Annotated in this window: 13 protein-coding genes and 1 pseudogene; 4 read left to right on the top strand and 10 right to left on the bottom strand. The window is 68.7% G+C overall.

Annotated elements, in window-relative coordinates; genetic code table 11:
- Positions 1 to 116: 116 nt before the first annotated feature.
- Positions 117 to 2369: a beta-glucosidase family protein gene (locus tag ACTHJF_RS02420; protein WP_440265671.1), complete on the bottom strand. Its 2253-nt coding sequence runs from the start codon at positions 2367 to 2369 to the stop codon at positions 117 to 119.
- A 203-nt stretch (positions 2370 to 2572) separates the two neighbouring features.
- Between ACTHJF_RS02420 and ACTHJF_RS02415 the strand changes: the two are divergent.
- The 3 genes and pseudogenes from ACTHJF_RS02415 to ACTHJF_RS02405 all read left to right on the top strand — a co-directional run bounded on the left by ACTHJF_RS02415 (position 2573) and on the right by ACTHJF_RS02405 (position 8483).
- Positions 2573 to 7108, top strand: a pseudogene (locus ACTHJF_RS02415) (DEAD/DEAH box helicase).
- Between the two features lie 109 nt (positions 7109 to 7217).
- Positions 7218 to 7373, top strand: a complete 156-nt coding sequence (locus tag ACTHJF_RS02410) for a hypothetical protein (RefSeq protein ID WP_440265670.1) — start codon at positions 7218 to 7220, stop codon at positions 7371 to 7373.
- Positions 7374 to 7559: 186 nt separating this feature from the next.
- Positions 7560 to 8483: a hypothetical protein gene (locus ACTHJF_RS02405; RefSeq protein ID WP_440265669.1), complete on the top strand. Its 924-nt coding sequence runs from the start codon at positions 7560 to 7562 to the stop codon at positions 8481 to 8483.
- A 168-nt stretch (positions 8484 to 8651) separates the two neighbouring features.
- On the opposite strand, the gene ACTHJF_RS02400 is transcribed toward ACTHJF_RS02405, so the two are convergent.
- From ACTHJF_RS02400 to ACTHJF_RS02390, 3 genes are all read right to left on the bottom strand, one after another.
- Complete coding sequence (locus tag ACTHJF_RS02400) at positions 8652 to 9893, bottom strand: serine hydrolase domain-containing protein (protein ID WP_440265668.1); 1242 nt, start codon at positions 9891 to 9893, stop codon at positions 8652 to 8654.
- A gap of 393 nt (positions 9894 to 10286) precedes the next feature.
- Positions 10287 to 10517, bottom strand: a complete 231-nt coding sequence (locus tag ACTHJF_RS02395) for a hypothetical protein (RefSeq protein WP_440265667.1) — start codon at positions 10515 to 10517, stop codon at positions 10287 to 10289.
- Between the two features lie 100 nt (positions 10518 to 10617).
- A complete protein-coding gene (locus tag ACTHJF_RS02390) occupies positions 10618 to 11166 on the bottom strand; it encodes a hypothetical protein (protein ID WP_440265666.1) in 549 nt (182 codons plus the stop codon).
- A 165-nt stretch (positions 11167 to 11331) separates the two neighbouring features.
- On the opposite strand from ACTHJF_RS02390, the gene ACTHJF_RS02385 reads away from it, so the two are divergent.
- Entirely contained in the window at positions 11332 to 11955 is a 624-nt protein-coding gene (locus ACTHJF_RS02385; protein WP_440265665.1) for a TetR/AcrR family transcriptional regulator, read from the top strand.
- Between the two features lie 195 nt (positions 11956 to 12150).
- Here the strand turns inward: ACTHJF_RS02385 and ACTHJF_RS02380 are convergent, their stop codons facing one another.
- The 6 genes from ACTHJF_RS02380 to ACTHJF_RS02355 form a co-directional block, all read right to left on the bottom strand.
- Positions 12151 to 12402: a hypothetical protein gene (locus ACTHJF_RS02380; protein WP_440265664.1), complete on the bottom strand. Its 252-nt coding sequence runs from the start codon at positions 12400 to 12402 to the stop codon at positions 12151 to 12153.
- Entirely contained in the window at positions 12375 to 12689 is a 315-nt protein-coding gene (locus ACTHJF_RS02375; RefSeq protein ID WP_440265663.1) for a hypothetical protein, read from the bottom strand. The genes ACTHJF_RS02380 and ACTHJF_RS02375 overlap by 28 nt, the downstream gene beginning before the upstream one ends.
- A gap of 84 nt (positions 12690 to 12773) precedes the next feature.
- Positions 12774 to 14441, bottom strand: a complete 1668-nt coding sequence (locus ACTHJF_RS02370) for a PAS domain-containing protein (protein WP_440265662.1) — start codon at positions 14439 to 14441, stop codon at positions 12774 to 12776.
- Positions 14442 to 14712: 271 nt separating this feature from the next.
- On the bottom strand, positions 14713 to 15243 hold the full coding sequence (locus ACTHJF_RS02365) for a DUF2894 domain-containing protein (protein WP_440265661.1): 531 nt from the start codon (positions 15241 to 15243) through the stop codon (positions 14713 to 14715).
- Positions 15233 to 15898 carry an OmpA family protein gene (locus tag ACTHJF_RS02360; protein ID WP_440265660.1) on the bottom strand — a complete coding sequence of 222 codons (666 nt, stop codon included), beginning with the start codon at positions 15896 to 15898 and terminating at the stop codon, positions 15233 to 15235. Before ACTHJF_RS02360 ends, ACTHJF_RS02365 begins: the two co-directional genes overlap by 11 nt.
- A gap of 169 nt (positions 15899 to 16067) precedes the next feature.
- A complete protein-coding gene (locus ACTHJF_RS02355) occupies positions 16068 to 18164 on the bottom strand; it encodes a DUF802 domain-containing protein (RefSeq protein WP_440265659.1) in 2097 nt (698 codons plus the stop codon).
- Positions 18165 to 18167: the final 3 nt, after the last annotated feature.

Below are 18167 nucleotides of genomic sequence, written 5' to 3'. Positions count from 1 at the left end.
AACCAAGTTGGTTCCACCCCGAAAGAGGGTGTTTTTATTTGCTATTTCTTCCCCCACCCCCCCCCCCTCCCCCCCCCCCCCCCCGGGCTCCTACAGGGAGCGTGGGGGTGGCTTGGTCAGGGGGTGCAGGCGGTGAGGGTGCAGTGGGCGGCCGGGAGTGTGGTGTCCGCCTTGCCGGTGATGTCGGTGGCCGAGGCGCCGAGTTCGAAACGGTAGCTGCCGGCCTTGCGCTGCCAGCCGCGCGCGGCCGGGTCCCAGGACGCCAGGCGCACCGGGCTGGCGGTGATCGTCACCTCGCGGCTTTGCCCCGGCGCCAGCGTCACGCGCTGCCAGCCGGCCAGGCGACGGGTGTCGGCACCGGGCGGCGTCACGTATAGCTGCGGCACGGCCACGCCGGCGCGCTTGCCGGTATTGCTGACGCGCACTGTGGCGGTCACCCGGCCGCCGCTCGTATGCAGCACCGGCGCGCCGTAGCGGAAGGTGGTGTAGCCCAGGCCGTAGCCGAACGGGAACAGCGGCTGCAGGTGCTTCTTCTGGAACCAGCGATAGCCGACGTCGGCGCCCTCGATGTTGTAGTCGATGTCCTGCTGCGGCTCGCCCTGCGGCGGGATGCCGATCGCGGCCAGCCCGGCGCCGGGAATCGTCGGGCGCGGCAACTGCGACTCGTCCTTCGGCCAGGTCAGCGGCAACCGGCCGGACGGCTCGACCTCGCCGAACAGCACGCGGGCGATCGCCTCGCCGCCGTTGGCGCCCGGATACCAGGCCTCGACGACGCCCTGCACCTGATCGAGCCACGGCATCTTCACCGGGCCGTTCGTCTCCAGCACCACGATGGTGTGCGGGTTGGCCTTGGCCACCGCGGCGATCAGCGCGTCCTGGTTGCCGGGCAGGCTCATGGTCGGCACGTCCATCGACTCGGCCACCCACTGCTCGGCGAACACCACCGCCACCTTCGACTGCGCCGCCAGCTTCGCCGCCGCGGCGATGTCCTCGCCGCTGGCGTAGGCCACCTTGCCGCCGTTGCGGCGGCCGATCGCCTGCATCGGCGAGGAGCGCTGGTACATCTTCGGGCCCGGCCAAGTGGTCGGCTCGATGCCGGTAACCGGGCTGCCGCCGCGCGGCTTCACCGCGGAGGAACCACCGCCGGTGGTGACACCCACGTCGGCGTGGCTACCGATGACGGCCACTGCGCCGACGCTCCTGCCCAGCGGCAACGCGTTCGACTCATTGCGCAGCAGCACCATGCCGGCCTCGGCCGCGCGCTGCGACACCTTGGCGTCGGCGGCGTAGTCGATCGGCGCCTCCTTGGCCGGATGCTCGAACGCACCCACCGCGAAGAACGCGCGCACGATGCGATGAACCATGTCGTCGATGCGCGATTGCGGCACCTCGCCCTTGGCCACCGCCTCGCGCAGCGGCTTGTCGAAGTACACCTCCTTGTCGAAGCGCTCGCCAGCGGACTGCTGATCCAGCCCGGCCATCGCCGCCTTGGCCGCGCTATGCACCGCGCCCCAGTCGGACATCACGAAGCCCGGGTACTTCCAGTCGCGCTTGAGCACCTGGTTGAGCAGCCAGTCGTCCTCGCAGGCGTAGACGCTGTTGACGCGGTTGTACGAGCACATCACCGAGCCGGGCTGGCCGTCGGCGATGGCGATTTCAAACGCGAGCAGATCCGACTCGCGCGCGGCGGTGTGGTCGATGTTGGCGCTGAGCGTGTTGCGCGCCGTCTCCAGATCGTTCATCGCGTAGTGCTTCACGGTGGACACCACGTGCTGGCTCTGGATGCCGGCGATCGCCGCGCCGACGACGGTGCCGGCCAGCAGCGGATCCTCGCCGGCGTATTCGAAGTTGCGGCCGTTGCGCGGGTCGCGCGCCAGGTCGACGCCGCCGGCCAGCAGCACGCTGAAGCCCATGCGGTGTGCCTGGCGCCCAATCATCGCGCCGCCGTCGTGGGCCAGTTGCGGATCGAAGCTGGCGGCGGCGGCGAGGCCGGCCGGCAAGGCGGTATCGCCATCGCCGAACGCGGCCGGGCGCGCCACGCCTTGCCCGGCGTCGGTTTCGTGGATTGCCGGCAGGTCCAGTCGCGGGATCGCCGGGATGTAACCCGCTGCATCCTTCGAGCCGGCCGGCTTGGGCTGGCCGTTGAATATGGCGCCGTACTCGGCGCGGATCAGCCGGAACTTCTCGTCCTGGGTCATCGCCTTCACCAGCGCGTCGGCGCGCTGATCGGGCGAGAGCGCGGTGTTCATCCACGGCCGGGCCGGCGCCGCCGGCGCGGACACCGCCAGCGACGTGCCCGCGGAAATCGCCATGGCGCAGGCGAGGCTGGCGGTGAGCAAGGTGCGTTGCAGCGGGCGACGTGGCGACATGTTGAATCTCCTTTCGATGCGATGCGGCGCGCGGGGCGGCGCCGGGGGCGGGCACCGGCCAGCATGTGCAAGCCGGGCCGCCGGCACAAGTCGCAAGGCGACAAGGCGTGCGCGCGGGCACGCCCGCGCTTGCGGCGTTGCGCGCCAGGCCCTATATCCATGCGGTGACACCGACCGATCCCGCCCCCGCGTCGAGGCCGGACATGGACACCCCGCTCGCCGACTTCCATCCCGCCGTAGCCACGTGGTTTCGCGGCCGCTTCGATGCACCCACCGCGGCGCAGGCGCGGGCATGGCCGGCGATCCGCGCGGGCGAACCAACCCTGGTGGCCGCACCCACCGGTTCGGGCAAGACGCTCACCGCGTTCCTCGCCGCCATCGATGCGCTGGTGCGCGAGGGCGTGGCCAACGGCGGCGTGCTGCCGGACGAGACGCGGGTGGTCTACGTGTCGCCGCTCAAGGCGCTGTCCAACGACATCCACATCAACCTGGAGGAGCCGCTGGAAGGCATCCGCGCCGAGCTGGAAAAGCTCGACCTGCCCGACGTGGCGATCCGCACCGCCGTGCGCACCGGCGACACGCCGCAGGCCGAGCGCGCGTGGATGCGCAAGACGCCGCCGCATATTCTGGTGACCACGCCCGAGTCGCTGTACATCCTGCTCGGCTCCGCATCCGGCCGCGCCATGCTGGGCACGGCGCGCACGGTGATCGTCGATGAGATCCACGCCGTGGCCGCGAGCAAGCGCGGTTCGCACCTGGCGCTGTCGCTGGAGCGGCTGGACGCGGTGTGCCAGCGGCGCTTGCTGCGCATCGGGCTGTCGGCCACGCAGAAGCCGATCGAGGCGGTGGCGCGGTTCCTGGTGGGCGCGCCCGCTCAGGAAGGAAAGGACACCCACTGCACCATCATCGACGTCGGCCATCAGCGCCCGCGCGACCTCGGCCTCAGCGTGCCGCCGGTGCCGCTGGAAGCGGTGATGTCCAACGACGGCTGGGAGCTGATCTACAACCAGCTCGCCACCCTGATCGACAGCCATCGCACCACGCTGGTGTTCGTCAACACGCGGCGGATGGCCGAGCGGGTCACGCGGCACCTGTCCGAGCGGCTGGGCAAGGCGCATGTCGCTGCCCATCACGGCAGCCTGGCCAAGGAGCAGCGGCTGGATGCCGAGCAGCGGCTCAAGCGCGGCGAGCTCTCTGCGCTGGTCGCCACCGCCTCGCTGGAGTTAGGGATAGACATCGGCGATGTGGACCTGGTCTGCCAGATCGGCTCGCCGCGCTCCATCGCCGCCTTCCTGCAGCGCGCCGGCCGCTCCGGCCACGCCGTGATCGGCACGCCGAAAGCACGGCTGTTTCCCACCACCCGCGACGAGCTGGTGGAATGCACCGCGCTGCTCGACTGCGTGCGCCGCGGTGAGCTGGACACGCTGACGATTCCGCCGCAGCCGCTGGACGTGCTGGCGCAGCAGATCGTGGCCGAAGTCGCCTGCCGCGAATGGGACGAAGACGGCCTGTACGCGCTGGTGCGCGGCGCCGACCCGTACCGCGATCTGGCGCGCGCCGATTTCGACGCCGTGGTGCGCATGCTGGTGGAGGGCTACAGCACCCGCCGCGGGCCGCGCGAGGGCTACCTGCACCACGACGCCGTACACGGCCAGCTGCGCGCCCGCCGCGGCGCGCGCCTTACCTCGCTCACTTCCGGCGGCGCCATTCCCGACACCGCCGACTATGCGGTGGTGCTGGAACCACAAGGCACGGTGATCGGCTCGGTGCACGAGGATTTCGCCGTCGAGAGCCTGGCCGGCGACATCTTCCAGCTCGGCAACACCAGCTACCGCATCCAGCGCGTGGAAGCCGGCCGCCTGCGCGTAGAAGACGCCCACGGCGTGCCGCCAAGCATCCCGTTCTGGCTCGGCGAAGCGCCGGGGCGCAGCGATGCGCTGTCGTTCGGCGTGTCGCGCTTGCGCAAAGAAATCGACCCCCTGCTTTAACCCCTCTCCCCCCGGGAGAGGGGCCGGGGTGAGGGTACGCCCGAAGCGCGCGCCACCCCCGAACCCTCACCCCCAGCCCCTCTCCCGGCGGGAGAGGGGAGCAAAACAGCGCGCGCCATAAGATGGTTGCGCAACGTGCTCGGCCTCACCGAATCCGCCGCCCAGCAACTCACTGACTACCTCGCCGCCGCCAAGGCCGCACTCGGCGTGCTGCCCACCCAGTCCACCATCGTCTTCGAGCGCTTCTTCGACGAATCCGGCGGCACCCAGCTGGTGATCCACTCGCCGTTCGGCAGCCACATCAACCGCGCCTGGGGGCTGGCACTGCGCAAGCGCTTCTGCCGCCAGTTCAACTTCGAGCTGCAGGCTGCGGCCACCGAGGACGCGATCGTGCTGTCGCTGTCCACCAGCCACAGCTTTCCGCTGGAAGAGGTCGCCCGCTACCTGCACTCGTCCAGCGCCGACCACGTGCTCACCCAGGCCCTGCTCGACGCGCCGCTGTTCGGCGCGCGCTGGCGCTGGAACGCCGTCACCGCGCTGGCGCTGCCGCGCTTCCGCGGTGGCAAGAAAACGCCGCCACAATTGCAGCGCATGAAAAGCGAGGACCTGCTCGCCACCGTGTTCCCCGATCAGGTCGCCTGCCTGGAGAACATCGTCGGCGAGCGCGAGATTCCCGACCACCCGCTGGTGGCCCAGACGCTGCACGACTGTCTGCGCGAGGCGATGGACCTGACCGGCCTGCTCGCCGTGCTGCGCGCGCTGGAAAGCGGCGCGATCCGCGTGGTCGCCCGCGACCTCACCGGCCCCAGCCCGCTGGCCAGCGAAGTACTCACCGCCGCGCCCTACGCCTTCCTCGACGACGCGCCACTGGAAGAGCGCCGCACCCAGGCCGCCGGCCGCTGGAACCCCACCGACAACGCCACCGACCTGGGCACGCTCGACCCCGCCGCCATCGCCGCCGTGCGCGACGAAGCGTGGCCGCAGGTGCGCAGCGCCGACGAAATGCACGAAGCCCTCGACGCCCTCGGCGGCCTCAGCGCCACCGAAGTGGCCGCACACGGCTGGTTCCCCTGGATCGATGCGCTGGAGGCCAACGGCCGCGCCACCCGCCTCATTCCCACTGTGCCGACACCCTCTCCCGCCGCGGCTTCTGCCCCCTCTCCCCCCTCGGAGGGAGAGGGTCGGGGTGAGGTGGCCGCTCTTGCCCCCATCCACGTCACCACCGAAAAACTCCCCCTCTGGCTCGCCCTCCACCCGCAAGCCAGCGTCGAGCCCGCCGTCACCGTCCCCACCCCCTTCGCCAAACCCTGGACCCGTGACGACGCCCTGCGCGAACTCGTCCGCGGCCGCCTGCTCGGCACCGGCCCGGTGACGGTCGCCACGCTCGCCGCCGCCCTGGCAGTGACGCCGCAGGACATCGAGCAAGCCCTGCTGCGCCTGCAGACCGAGGGCTACGTGATCCAGGGTCGCTTCACCCCGCAGGCCCAGGCCGCCGACACCCCGATGGAATGGTGCGAACGCCACCTGCTGGTGCGCATCCACCGCTACACGCTGGGCCGTCTGCGCCGCGAGATCGAGCCGGTGAGCCGGCGCGACCTGATGCGCTTCCTCATCGACTGGCAGCACCTCGCGCCCGGCACCCGCCGCCGCGGGCCGGATGCACTCACCGCCACGCTGGCCCAGCTGGAAGGCTTCGAAGCGGCCGCCGGCGCGTGGGAAACCGAACTGCTGCCCGCGCGCATCGAGGATTACTCCAGCACGTGGCTGGACGAGCTGTGCCGCGCCGGCCGCATCGGCTGGAGCCGGCTGCGCGCGGCCAGCGGAGGCGGCAACGGCCCGGTGCGCAGCACGCCCATCGTGCTGCTGCCGCGCCGGCAACTGGCCGTCTGGACGGCCGTGGCCGAACGCGACGCCACCGAGCCGCCGGCACTCTCTTCCCGCGCGCAGGCCGTGGCCGACGCCCTGCGCGACGAAGGCGCGCTGTTCTTCGACGAGCTGATGACCAGCGCCCGCCTGCTGCGCACCGAACTGGAAGACGCACTGGGCGAGCTCGTCGCCGCCGGCCGCGTCACCGCCGACAGCTTCGCCGGCCTGCGCGCCCTGTTGATGCCCGCCGCCAAACGCGACAGCGGCCGCCACCGCCGCCTGCGCCGGCACACCTTCGGCGGCATCGAGGACGCTGGCCGCTGGTCGCTGGTGCGCGCCGGCGCCTCGCGCGACGACGACGCCCAGCGCCGCGAACAGGTCGAACACGTCGCCCGCACCCTGCTGCAGCGCTACGGCGTGGTGTTCTGGAAACTGCTAGAGCGCGAAGCCAGTTGGCTACCAACCTGGCGCGAGCTGCGCCAGGTCTACCAGCGGCTGGAAGCCCGCGGCGAAATCCGCGGCGGCCGCTTTGTCGAAGGCCTGGTCGGTGAACAGTTCGCCCTGCCCGAAGCCATCCCCGCCCTGCGCGCGGTACAGAGGCGCCCGCTCGACAGCCAGCACGTCATCGTCCACGGCTGCGACCCACTCAACCTGGTCGGCACCACGCTCGCCGGTGACCGCCTGCCCGCCATCGCCAGCACCCGCATCCTGTTCGAAGACGGCATCGCCGTCGCCGCCAGCGTCGCCGGCAAGCTGCAGTGGTTGGTGAAAGCGGATGCAGGGCAGCAGCAGGGCTGGCGCGCGGCGCTCAGCATCAAAGGCCCGGCCAGCCGCGCGTGGCGCGGAGAGAGCAACCCGCACCATCCGGACGCGCAACAGGCCTGACGCCGGCTTTCGCTCTCCGGTGGGCGCCAAGCTCGCAAGCCGGTGTCAATCGTCCACGGGCGGGACACACCGCCAGGTGCAGGCTCCTGCCACCCACCCAGGCCGCCCCATGAAACTCTCGCCCCGCTCCCGCCGCATCGCCCTGATCGCCTTCATCGTCGCGCTGCTGGTCATGCTCGCGGTGGGGTTCTATCTCGCCGCCACGCATCAGGAAGCTAGGCCCGATAACGCGCCGGCCGCATCCGCGTCGCAACCGGCCCGCTAACTTCGGGGGGCGTTCAACAAGGGCACGTTGACCCAGGCTTTTCCGCACACAGGATCAGTGTCCGGCGGCCTTCCACTTGGCAAACCGCTTGGCCAAGGGAGGAACTCGCGGCTGAGCCTTGGGAAGTGAACCGGACCCCGTGTCGGAGCCAGGATCAAAGAAATCACGCCCAGGGAAATGGACTCCATGCTGCGACGTCTGGCGATAGTGGCCGTGCTTCTGGTCATCTTGCTCGCGGTTGCGCTTCGCGCGCACCACGACGTGAGGACGTCTCCTACACCAACCCATCGCGCGATACCACAGTCCAACGGCGACCAAGTAGTCAGCGTGCCGCCCGCTTTGCCGCCGCCATGGGCACCGCTGCAAGCCAGCGAACCAACCCTGTGGAAGCTCGCTTCTGCGGGTGATCGCCCCGCGGCCGAGCGGCTCTTCGTCGAGACCCTGCAGTGCCTCAAGGCACGTCGGGCAAACGACTTCTTCAAAGGCAAGACGTACGAAACCTGGGCCGCCGGCAACCAGGCATATCTGCAGGCGATGGACAGCGCCAAGCGCGAGCGCACCATGGAAGGGGTCAAGGCGAATATCGCGCTGGGCAACGCTTACGAGCGGCTCTGTGGGAATACCGATGCCATCCTTGCCGATGGGCGCTTCTATCCGATCGCGCTCGCGGCCGCCCGACTCGGCGATGACGATGCCACCGCCTGCATCCTGTCCGGCTTCTACGATCCGCCGAAGATGACACCGAGTCAGGCGGCCGCTTTCGACAGCGAGGCGATGGAGCTCGGGCGGCGCGCGCTGGCGCGCGGCCACTGGAACACCGTGCTGGCATTGGAGACTGTGTATGCCGCCATGGGCGTCGAAGGCCAGACCGGTCCGGTGTCGCACGTGAACCCCGCGGACTACTTGAGGGTTCTGAACCTGCAGTGGCGTGGGACCCCTCGCGGCACGCCGGAGTCGTCCGCGCTTGCAAAGCAGATCGAAGCAGTCGAAGCCGAGGTCACACCCGCCCAGAAGTTTGCTGCCGAACGCTGGGCGGACGAGATCTATGCCAAGTCATTCTCTGCCAGCGGACCGGTGACCAACGCAGATACAGGCGGGTGCGACTGGTAGGGAGTAAGTGAACCTGACCCCGATCTTGGCCAATGCCAGCAACGGGGTCAGGTTCACTTACACACCATGAGTGAGCGAGCCTGACCCCAATTGCAATTGCATGCCAGAGCGGAGCTTCTGTATGCCGACGTAAGCCGCAGCGCAGGCAGTACGCCTACCTGCACGGCATCATAGCGATGGCACCGCCAGGTCGCTGGTGTAGGTGCGGGCCAGGGCGATCACGCGGGCGGTGAAGTCGTCGTAGCCGTTGGGCCACACGGTACTGCCGTCGTAGGCACCTTCCTCGATCTGCCGTACGGCGACGATGTGCGCCTTGGGCACCACCACGATGTACTGGCCGAGATAGCCGTTGGCCTCGTAGGCCACGATCGGGCCGGAGCGGTCCTCGATGAGGTCGTCCATGCCGAGGCCGTGCGCCTTGATGTCCCTGGCCAGAGTGGGCAGCTCCGCACCCAGCGCCTGCGTGAGCGCCGGCCGCAGCTCGCTGGGCTGGGTGAAGGTGCGCGGCACCAGCGGGCGCAGTTGCTCCAGCCCGACCCGATCGATGCCTTGCTGCTCCATCGCTTCGATCGCCTTGGCACTGACACCCATCTTGCGGTCGGCGCCGCGGCGCCACCAGAGCAGGCCGTAGCTGGGCGTGAAGGGCTGGCTCTGACCGACCATGGCGTGGATGTACGCCGGGTCGATCAGCTGCTTGCCATGCCAGCGGCCGTCGGCCAGCACCAGCTCGCCGAGCTTCGCCGCATCGGCGGCGGTGGCCTTCCAGCCGGCCATGGCGTAGGGGTGACCGGCATGGTCGAAGCCGCCGTCCGTGTTCCAGGCCGGTCCGGGGATGCCCATCGGCTGCAGGATCATGCGCTCGATGTAGTGATCCATACGCATGCCGGAGGCTTGCTCGACGACACCGGCCAGCAGGTTCATCGCCTTGTTGTTGTAGCTGAAGCGGGTGCCGGGCGGGCTGCTCAGCTCCGCCGCCAGCGCGAGCTTGAAACCATCCGGCGCGGGATAGATCTCCACGGTGGTGTTGGGCACGTTCTGCAGGCCGGAGGTGTGGTCGAGCAGCATCCGCACCGTGATCTTCGCCTTCTGCCCCTGCTTCCACTCGGGATAGAAATCGCTGACCGGCTCGTCGATCGACTTGATCTTGCCTTCGGTAACCAGCCGCCCAACGGCGAGGCCCACCAGCGACTTGGTCGCCGACATCATCTCGATCGCGTGCGGCGTCTCACCGGGCCTGGTGTAGGAAGCGAGCACCTTGCCATCGTGCAGCACCAGCATCGTGTCGCTGTGCGACGCCTTGGCGCCCTCGATCAGCGCGTCCAACGCCGCATCGGACGCACGGTCGGCGTGCGCCGTGGAGACCATCAGCAGGCTGGCGAGCAAGGGGAGTAACCATCGGGATGTGCGCATTCGTTTCATTCCTTTTCACGAGGCTCGTTTCACGGGTTGGCTCTCACGGGGCCAGAACTTGGCGGCCTGGCTGCTCGCTTCGACTGGCTCCGCGGCGCAAAGCCGGAAAGCCGCGGCGCGAAAAGGGCGGCTGCGAGGAGGCCTCAAATGTAACGAGCACTATGAGCGGTTCCGGAAGTGACAGTTGGCCTATCCAGACGCAAGCCATGCAGTGAGAGCTAGCGGGGTTCTCGTTTCGCCGCTTGGGTCATCGAGCACTCGGATGCCCTTCGCGGTGTCGCCGAAGGGCCGCGCGAGCAGGCAACGTTCACTACTTCGCGTGCGGAAGTGAACCCGCTCCCATCTGTTTTCGCTTGTTTGATGACCACTGGCGAGCTAGCTCGCCGACTGCTCTCAGATCATTCGATGAGTGACGCGCACATGGGCATCGGTGATATGAAACCCGTGCTCAGCGATGTCGTCGATGCATTCCCTTGAGTCGATCCCTGGCATGGCTCGTTCGCGGTCAAGCTCCGCCGACTTTAGGTAGGCCCATGATGCGAACTGTTCCGGCAGATTCGTGCCCCCTTCGTCCTGGGTGACACCGAATACCCGGCCCGGACCGCGGAAAATATGTACCAGCATCTCGTCTTCCTCTAACGGTGGGGGATGGGCTCAGTACCCGGGAATGGGTACACGGTGGACACTCGTCACATGCCTTACCGGCTCGACTCGCTCGCCAGCGCTACGCGGCATCCGCCGCCTGCACGGCCGCATTCGGCGCGCCTGGTTCCGGCATGTTCTGCCGGTTCACCGCAGGGCGCAGCAACATGTAGAACGCCGCGATGTGCGTGATCATAAGCAGCGGCACATAGACGACAGGAATCACATAGGCCGCACCCAGTTCGCCGGCCACTGCGGGAAGGGCGGCTCGCACTGCATGCGCATAGTCGAGCAGCAGGTCGGCCATGCCCACCACGTTGAATGCGACCACGGCAAACCAGTAGATCGGCCGCACCCTCAGCGACAACAGCGCGAGCATGGCGAGCACACCGGTGGCCAGGTCGGCATACGCGGCGAACGGGGCGAAGCTGGTCGGTAGCTGCGCCCCGACCACGCCAGGAACCACGAATACGAGACCGAAGAAGCGAAAACTGTGCAGGGTGGCGATGATGCGATGAGCGTCGACGCGTGGCATGGATCGCAGCCACGGCCACACGTAGGCCCGGAAGCAGAGCCCCCACGCGAGGTAACCCAGGACGAGCTGCAAGGTGAAAATGTGGTCGGTCGACATGGGCTTTTCCTTCGCTTGGGATTGCGCGGCAGCTCCACGCATCGGCACGTGCCTTTCCGTGCAGTGCCAGCAGGTGGGTGCTGATGCCTCGACTGCATCGGTACCGGATAGTACCAATGATGAACATGCTACGGTACCGCTTGGTACCAGCGCAAGAGGCCCGTCGTGAACGATCAATCAGAACTGCCATCCGGTGCACGGTCGATGCGCGAACGCATCCTGCAGGCCGCCATGGATACCTTCATCGAACTGGGTTACGCGGATGCAAGCACCTTGAAGATCGCCACGCGGGCGCAGGTGTCCAAGCGCGAGCTGTATGCCCTGTTCGGCACCAAGCAGTCGATGCTTGCGGCGTGTATTGCCGATCGCGTGGGGCGCATGCGATTGCCGACCAGGCTGGCGGCGCCAAGCGAGCGAAACGAACTGGCGTCGATGCTCGCCAAGCTCGGCGCTGCCGTATTGCGCGAGGTGACCCAACCCGGGGTCGTCGCGGTCTTCCGGCTCGCCATCATGGAAGCCCACCGCGCACCCGAAGTGGCTGCAACGCTCGCGTCGGCTCGCCAATCGGTACGGGACGTCGTGAGGCAGATTGCAGAACAGGCCCGCGCATCCGGGCTGATCGACAAGCGTGCGCCGGGCGACATGGGCGGCCGCTTTCTGGCCCTGCTCTGGGACGACCTGATGTTGAGCATCCTGCTTCGCCAGCGCGAAGCACCGGCAACGACAGAAATCAATCGCCGCGCCAAACGGGCCGCCGAAGAGTTTCTTCGCCTGTATGCGCCGCAGTAGCTTTCGATCTGAAGCAGGGGTCAGCGTGCACTTTCGGGACGAAGCAAGCACCTCTGAGCAGTCAGCCGCTACTAGTCCATCTCCTGTGTGCCCGCTCAAGTTGCACGTTGTCGTGGAACGGAAGCGCTTTCGATGCCCACACCAGGAATGCCGACACGGCGTCGATCTGTCGCGGGGAGCAGCGGTTACGGAAGTTCAGATGCTCCAGGCCCGGGTGCTGGCATCGACCGTACTCGGCGAGGCGTAGACCGTGAAGTCGGAGACCAGTGCAGGGTCGGCGAGATGTTTGATGCACCAGAGCATGTAGAGCGGAACGACGCAGAGCAGGTCCACCGGCGCGGGCAGCTCCATGACATCCGGGCTGGCTCGTATGAAAGCATCATCCATCGCCGAAACATCCGCTTCGGGGAAGGTTTCGGTCAGGCGATCAGCGATGCCCACGGCCATTCCTCCGACTCCTGCGCTGTGTCTGACGTGCTTAAACGATCCGAAAGCCACAGGACAGCACTGGCCCCACTCGGGTCCGTTGCTGACGCCATCGCGGGAACAACGCGCAGACAGCGCGCTTCGCTCTGTGGATCGAGCTGCAGGTTTTCCAGCGCGCAGAAAGCAATCGAGGAACCGGCCTGCGGGTGATCGAGCAGCGGCATCAATTGCTCGGTCTGTGCCGGGTCGTTAAATGCTTTCAACATGGCCGATCGCAGCTTGTCGGCGATGCGGTTGGCTCGTTTCACCGATTCCGAAGTCGTCGGAAACAAGGGTCACGTTCGACTTTCACGAATTCCCGCATCAATCCAGGCAGACGGGGTGGAGCTCAGTTACGAAGCGCGAGGAAATGAGCCTGATCTTTCCTCAGCCCCGACCTCCGGGTACACGCACACCCCCAGCCGCTGACTCTTCGCCCGGTACATCGCCGCATCAGCGGCTCGCAGGTAGTCGTCAGTGGTGGCGAAGCCAGCTTGGCTGACGACCACGCCGATACTGGCGGGGCAGTTCACTTCATGCGCGCCGATCGGATACGGCGCGGCGAGCGCAGCGGCGATCTGCCGGGCGCGGTCGGTGGCGCCGACGGGATCGACCGACTCCAGCAGCACGTTGAACTCGTCGCCGCTCATGCGGGCGACCAGGTCGATGGCGCGCACGCAGGTTTCCAGCCGGCGGGCCACCTGTTGCAGCAGCAGGTCGCCGACGTGGTGGCCGAGGGTGTCGTTGACGGCCTTGAACCCGTCCAGATCCAACAGCAGCACGGCGAAGCGGGTGGAGTTGGGGTCGGCCGGGGCGTTACCGCGCTTGGCGACGGCGTCCTGGTGCACGGCGATGGCGTGTTCGAGGCGGTCGCGGAACAGCGGCCGGCCGGGCAGGTTGGTGAGGGCGTCGTAGGAGCTGCCGCGCTCGGCCAGGTCGCTGAGCGAGCCGGCCATGCGCACAGGATTGCCGTCTTCGAACTGGGCCACGCCGCGCCAGTTGAGCCACACCAGGCGCCCCGCGCCGTGGCGCGCGCGGAAATCCACCGAGAAGTTGGGACGCTGGCCGGAGAGGTGCCGGCGGTACGCGGCCTGTACGCGCTCGCGATCGTCGGGGTCGATGAGCTGTTGCAGGTAATTCCACCCGTGCGGATGCAGGGTGTCGCCCTGGTCGAGCCCGACGATTTCGTTGAAGCGCTCGGACACGTGCAGCTCGTCGGTCTGCAGGTTCCAGTCCCAGATGCCGTCGTTGGAGCCGCGGGTGGCGAGCGCGTAGCGGTGGTGCGACTGCAGTAGTTCCAGCTCGGTGTGCTTCTGCCGGGTGACGTCGATCATCAGGCCGATCATGCGGTTGGGCCGGCCCGGCTCCACGTCGACGCGGCACAGGTCGCGCACCCACACCACGCGGCCCGACTTGGCGATCAGCCGGTAGCTCATCTCGTACGCGTAGCTGTGGGTGGCGTGATAGGCGGCCTCGTCGATGACCAGCGCGTCGGGCAGGTCATCCGGGTGCACATGGGCCCGCCAGAAACCCGGGTCGGCACGCCACTCCTCCACCGCGTAGCCGAACAGGCGTTCCACCTGCGGGCTGAGGAAGGTGTTGCCCACGCCCAGCTCCGCCTCCCAGACCACGCCGTCGATGCGCTCCAGCAGCCGCAGGAAGCGCTGGCGATCGTCCATCAGCACCTGCTCGCCGATCTCGGTGAGCTCGATCAGCACGCCCTGGCGGCTGATCACGCGCTCTTCGGCATCCGTGGTGGGACTGAGCTGCAGGCGCATCCAGCGGTAATCGGCGTCGGCCCGCCGCAGCCGGAACACCGGCATGCCGGCGCGCAGCGCGGCCGTGTCGTCGGGGTGCACGAAATCGAGCAGGGAGCAGCCGAGCGCCGCGTCCACCGGGTGGCCGGTGAGGCTGTGCCAGGCGGGGTTGAGGTAGGTGATGGTCCACGCCGCGTCGGTCTGCACCACTGCTTCGGGGAGCAGGTGCAGCAATTGGTCGGGCGGCGTGGGCGAGGACGGCATGGGTAGACCATGCTCACCGAAGCATCGTCTTTCCGTCCAGAGGACGGGTTCAGATTCACTTCGACGAGCGAGATTCAGGGCTGGGGAGGGCCCGCGGGGTGGTAGACGACGCCCCGGCCAACGTGGTCCGGGAATGCGCCCGTGCCGTCGTCGTGCCCATGGGGCATGGCGGCGGGATGCAGCACTTAGCCTGGGTCAGCGGCTACCTCGGCCAGAACTTGAGCTTGCGGCGTCAGGTACAGCGGCTCCGGCCGGTGTGACGATCAAGGCGTCAAAGGCGCGGTTTGCGCGCACCGCGTTTTTTTGTGGCGACGGACCCAGACACCGGAGCGCCCGCAACCAGCTGCTCCAGCCATGCCAGTTCGTCCACGTAGGCGAGGAACGCGCGCAGGTAGCCGGGCGAGGTGTCGCGCATCAGCGCGATGGCGCGGCTGGCCAGCGCGGCGGAGTTGAGCGGGCCGGCGTCGGTGGGGGTGTGGGCGACGGTTTGCTGGAGCTGGCTGTCGGCGCGCAGGGTGGACCAGAGCTGGCGGAAGTCGGCGAGCGCGGGGAGTTCCGGGTAGGCGGTGCGGTCGGTGGGCGCGCCGTGGGCGAGCTGGTCGGCGAGTTGGCGCAGGGGGCCGGGTGGATGCGCTTGCGATTGGGCATACGGCGCTTCGTGAAGCGCATCGGCATCGAGGGCATGCAGAGCGGCCAGGCGGGCATCGAGCATGCGGCGCGCTTCGCCATCGAGCGTGGCGGCGCGCTGCTGCAGCGACGCGATCAGCTGCGCGCGGATGGCCGAGGCGGTGTCAGGGCGCATGGCCGGGGGCGGCGGTGGTCGGCGCCGTGTTGGCGGCGGAGGAGCGCGGGATGGGGGCGATTTCCACGCGGCGGTTTTTCGCGCGGCCCGCCTCGTCGCCGTTGGCGCTGACCGGCTGCTGTGCACCGAACGCAGCGGCGAACACCGCGTTGGCGGGCACGCCAGCGGCGATCAGCGCACGGGTGACGGTGAGCGCGCGCTGGGCGGAGAGCTCCCAGTTGTCGGCGAAGCGGCGGTTGCCGCCGTGCACGGGCTGGTCGTCGGTGAAGCCGCTGACCATCAGCAGCTCGTCGCGCGATTGCAGGTACTGCGCCAGCGGCACGGCGAGGCTCTGGATCAGCTGCTGGCCGTCCGGCTGCAGCTGGTCGGAGTTGAGCGCGAACAGCAGGTTGCCGCGGATGCCGATGCGGCCGTTGACCAGGGTGACGCGGCCCTGTGCGAGCGGCGTGGCGAGGGCTTTCTCCAGCGTCGTGCGGCGCTGCAGTTCGGCCTGGCGCTGCTTTTCGGCCAGCTGCAGCTTGTGCGAGAGCTGCAGCTGCACGCCGATGACGCCGACCAGGATCAGCACGAAGGCGCCGAGCAGCACCGACATCAGGTCGCCGAAGGCCCAGATGGGGGCGGTGGATTCGGGGGTGAGGTCGACGTCGTCGGTCATAGGGTGGTGGTGTGGGCAAGGGGCACGGATCGGCTCGCCGCCCCGCGGCGCTGTAGGAGCCCGCTTGCGGGCGATGCATTTTTTTCCGAACTGGCGCGAAGAGCATCGCCCGCGAGCGGGCTCCTACGAGGGCGCGCGGTGAGTTCTCGTCGAGCTTGCTGCAGGACGCTCATGCCTTGGCCACCTTGCCCGGCGTGCGGCGGCCGGCGAGTTGCTGCATGTCGGTGAGGATCTGCTGCTGCGAGAGCACGCTGAGCTCCACCACTTCCTTGGCCTGCGCCACGTAGTAGGCGAGCTGTTCGTCGCTGCGGGCGAGCGAAGCATCGAGCGCGGTGGCGATCTGCTGCAGGCGCTCCATCAGGGCGTCGTTGGTCTGCGCGAACTGCGCCACACCGGCACCGAAGGCATCGCCGAGGCTGGCCACTTCGGTGGCGCTGGCGGTGAGCTGGGCGGCGGCGGTGTCGAGCTTGGCGGTTTCGCTGTCGATCTGTTCGGCGAAGCGGCTGCCGACGCGGTCGAGCAGCTCGGCCGACGTGCTGACGAGCGCGTCGACGGCGCTGCGCTGCTCGGTGGAGGCGTGGTTGACCGCGTCGAGCAGGGTTTCCAGCGTGGCCAGGAGGCGGCTGCGTTCCTCCAGCATGGCGGTGTCGCGCACCATCGAGTCGGACAATTTCTGGCGCAGCTCGCCGACCACTTCGGCGGCCACGCGCGGCGCTTCGGAGGCGGCTTCGACCAGGCGGGCAATCTCGGCGAGGGTGGCGCGGGCGTGTTCCTGCGTCTGCGCGGCAATGTTGCCCGCGGTTTGCTCCAGCGTGTCGCAGATCGCCTGCTGGCGGCTGGCGGTGGCTTCGCCCGCGGCTTGCCACTGCGCGCCGAGTTCGGCGGTGAGAGCGTCGAGCTTGTGCGCCCAGGCGGCGAGGCGCTCCTCGTCGCGCGCGGCCAGTGCCGACTGCAGTTCCGCGTGCGAGCGGTTGACTGCCTGCACCAGCACCGTGGCGTGCTGCTCGAAGGTTTCGCCGGCGGCGGCCAGCGCGTGCTGGTTGCGGCTGGCGAGTTCGGCGTGGGTGACGTCCTGTTTGGCCAGCGCGGTGCTCCACGCGGAGGCGGTGCGTTCGGCGCTGGCATCGAGGCGTTCGGTGACGCCATTGAGCAGCGCGGAGGAGCGCTGCTCGAAGGTTTCGGCGAAGCGGGCGAGCGCGTCGCCCAGCGCCTGCGCGTGGGCGGCGTTGGTTTCGCGGTGTTGAGTGAGCGCATCGGCCCAGATGTCGGTGACGGTGCGCGCGGTGCTGTCGAAGCCGCTGGCGAGGCCGTCGAGCTGGCGCTGCACGGCGTCGCTCACGCTGGTCTGGATCGCCGTCGATTCGCGCGAGAGGCTGGCCAGGGTGGATTCCACCACCGGCTGCAGCACTTGGCTGGCGGTGCGCGCGCTGTCGGCCATGCTGTCTTTCAGCGACTGCTGCACCGACTCGGCCAGACGCGTGTAGGCCGCCTCGGTGTGGCGGTGGAACGCCTGCTGCTCGGCCTGCTGGCGCTCGTGTGCGGCGGCGCTGTGCTGCTCCAGCGTGGCGGCCATCGCCTGCAGCCGATCGACCAGCGCGGGCATCGCGGCGGCCTGTTGCTGCAGCAGGCGGAAGCTCTCCTCGCGGCGGTGCGCCTGCGAGTGGATGCGCAGCGTGGTGGCGATCTTTGCGTCCAGCGCCAGCACCGCCTGCAGCCGGTCGCGGCGCACCAGCGCGGAGAGCAGGCCGAGCATTGCCGAACTGGCGACGCCGGCGATGGAGGTGCCGAAAGCGAAGCCCAGGCCGTTGATCGGCGCGGCCAGCGAACCGCGGATGGCGGCAAGATCGCTGGCGCTGGCCAGCGCCATGCCGGTGCCGCGCAGCGTGGCCATCATGCCGAGCAGGGTGCCGAGCATGCCCAGCAGCACCAGCAGGCCGACCAGGTACGGCGTCATCGTCGGCGCCGGCAACGCGGCACGCTCGCCTTCCACGCGCAGGCGCACGGCGTGGCGCAGGCCCGGATGCAGACGCTGCAGCCAGGGGCCAAGTTCCGCCGGCGCGTCGATGAGTTCATTCACCGCCTGGCGCAGCGTGGCGGTGGCCTGGCGGTAGCGCTGCAGCTCAAGCGCGCCAGCGAGGTAGCCCGCGCCAATCAGCAGGGCAACGGCGAGACCCAGCGGATTGGAGCCGAGGTAGCCGAGGGCGATCCAGCCGATGGCGGCGAGGCCCAGCACGAAGACGGCAGCGAGAAGAAGGTTCTTGAACATGTG

This window comes from Dyella sp., from assembly GCF_051962475.1.
In the GTDB taxonomy this organism is placed as follows: Bacteria; Pseudomonadota; Gammaproteobacteria; order Xanthomonadales; family Rhodanobacteraceae; genus Dyella_A.
This window is presented reverse-complemented; position numbering and strand designations above follow the sequence as displayed.

Excerpts from the sequence above, each read along its gene's own strand:
- ACTHJF_RS02420 (WP_440265671.1), bottom strand. The coding sequence starts at position 2,369 with ATGTCGCCACGTCGCCCGCTGCAACGCACCTTGCTCACCGCCAGCCTC.
- ACTHJF_RS02410 (WP_440265670.1), top strand. The coding sequence starts at position 7,218 with ATGAAACTCTCGCCCCGCTCCCGCCGCATCGCCCTGATCGCCTTCATC.
- ACTHJF_RS02405 (WP_440265669.1), top strand. The coding sequence starts at position 7,560 with ATGCTGCGACGTCTGGCGATAGTGGCCGTGCTTCTGGTCATCTTGCTC.
- ACTHJF_RS02400 (WP_440265668.1), bottom strand. The coding sequence starts at position 9,893 with ATGCGCACATCCCGATGGTTACTCCCCTTGCTCGCCAGCCTGCTGATG.
- ACTHJF_RS02395 (WP_440265667.1), bottom strand. The coding sequence starts at position 10,517 with ATGCTGGTACATATTTTCCGCGGTCCGGGCCGGGTATTCGGTGTCACC.
- ACTHJF_RS02390 (WP_440265666.1), bottom strand. The coding sequence starts at position 11,166 with ATGTCGACCGACCACATTTTCACCTTGCAGCTCGTCCTGGGTTACCTC.
- ACTHJF_RS02380 (WP_440265664.1), bottom strand. The coding sequence starts at position 12,402 with ATGGCCGTGGGCATCGCTGATCGCCTGACCGAAACCTTCCCCGAAGCG.
- ACTHJF_RS02370 (WP_440265662.1), bottom strand. The coding sequence starts at position 14,441 with ATGCCGTCCTCGCCCACGCCGCCCGACCAATTGCTGCACCTGCTCCCC.
- ACTHJF_RS02365 (WP_440265661.1), bottom strand. The coding sequence starts at position 15,243 with ATGCGCCCTGACACCGCCTCGGCCATCCGCGCGCAGCTGATCGCGTCG.
- ACTHJF_RS02360 (WP_440265660.1), bottom strand. The coding sequence starts at position 15,898 with ATGACCGACGACGTCGACCTCACCCCCGAATCCACCGCCCCCATCTGG.
- ACTHJF_RS02355 (WP_440265659.1), bottom strand. The coding sequence starts at position 18,164 with ATGTTCAAGAACCTTCTTCTCGCTGCCGTCTTCGTGCTGGGCCTCGCC.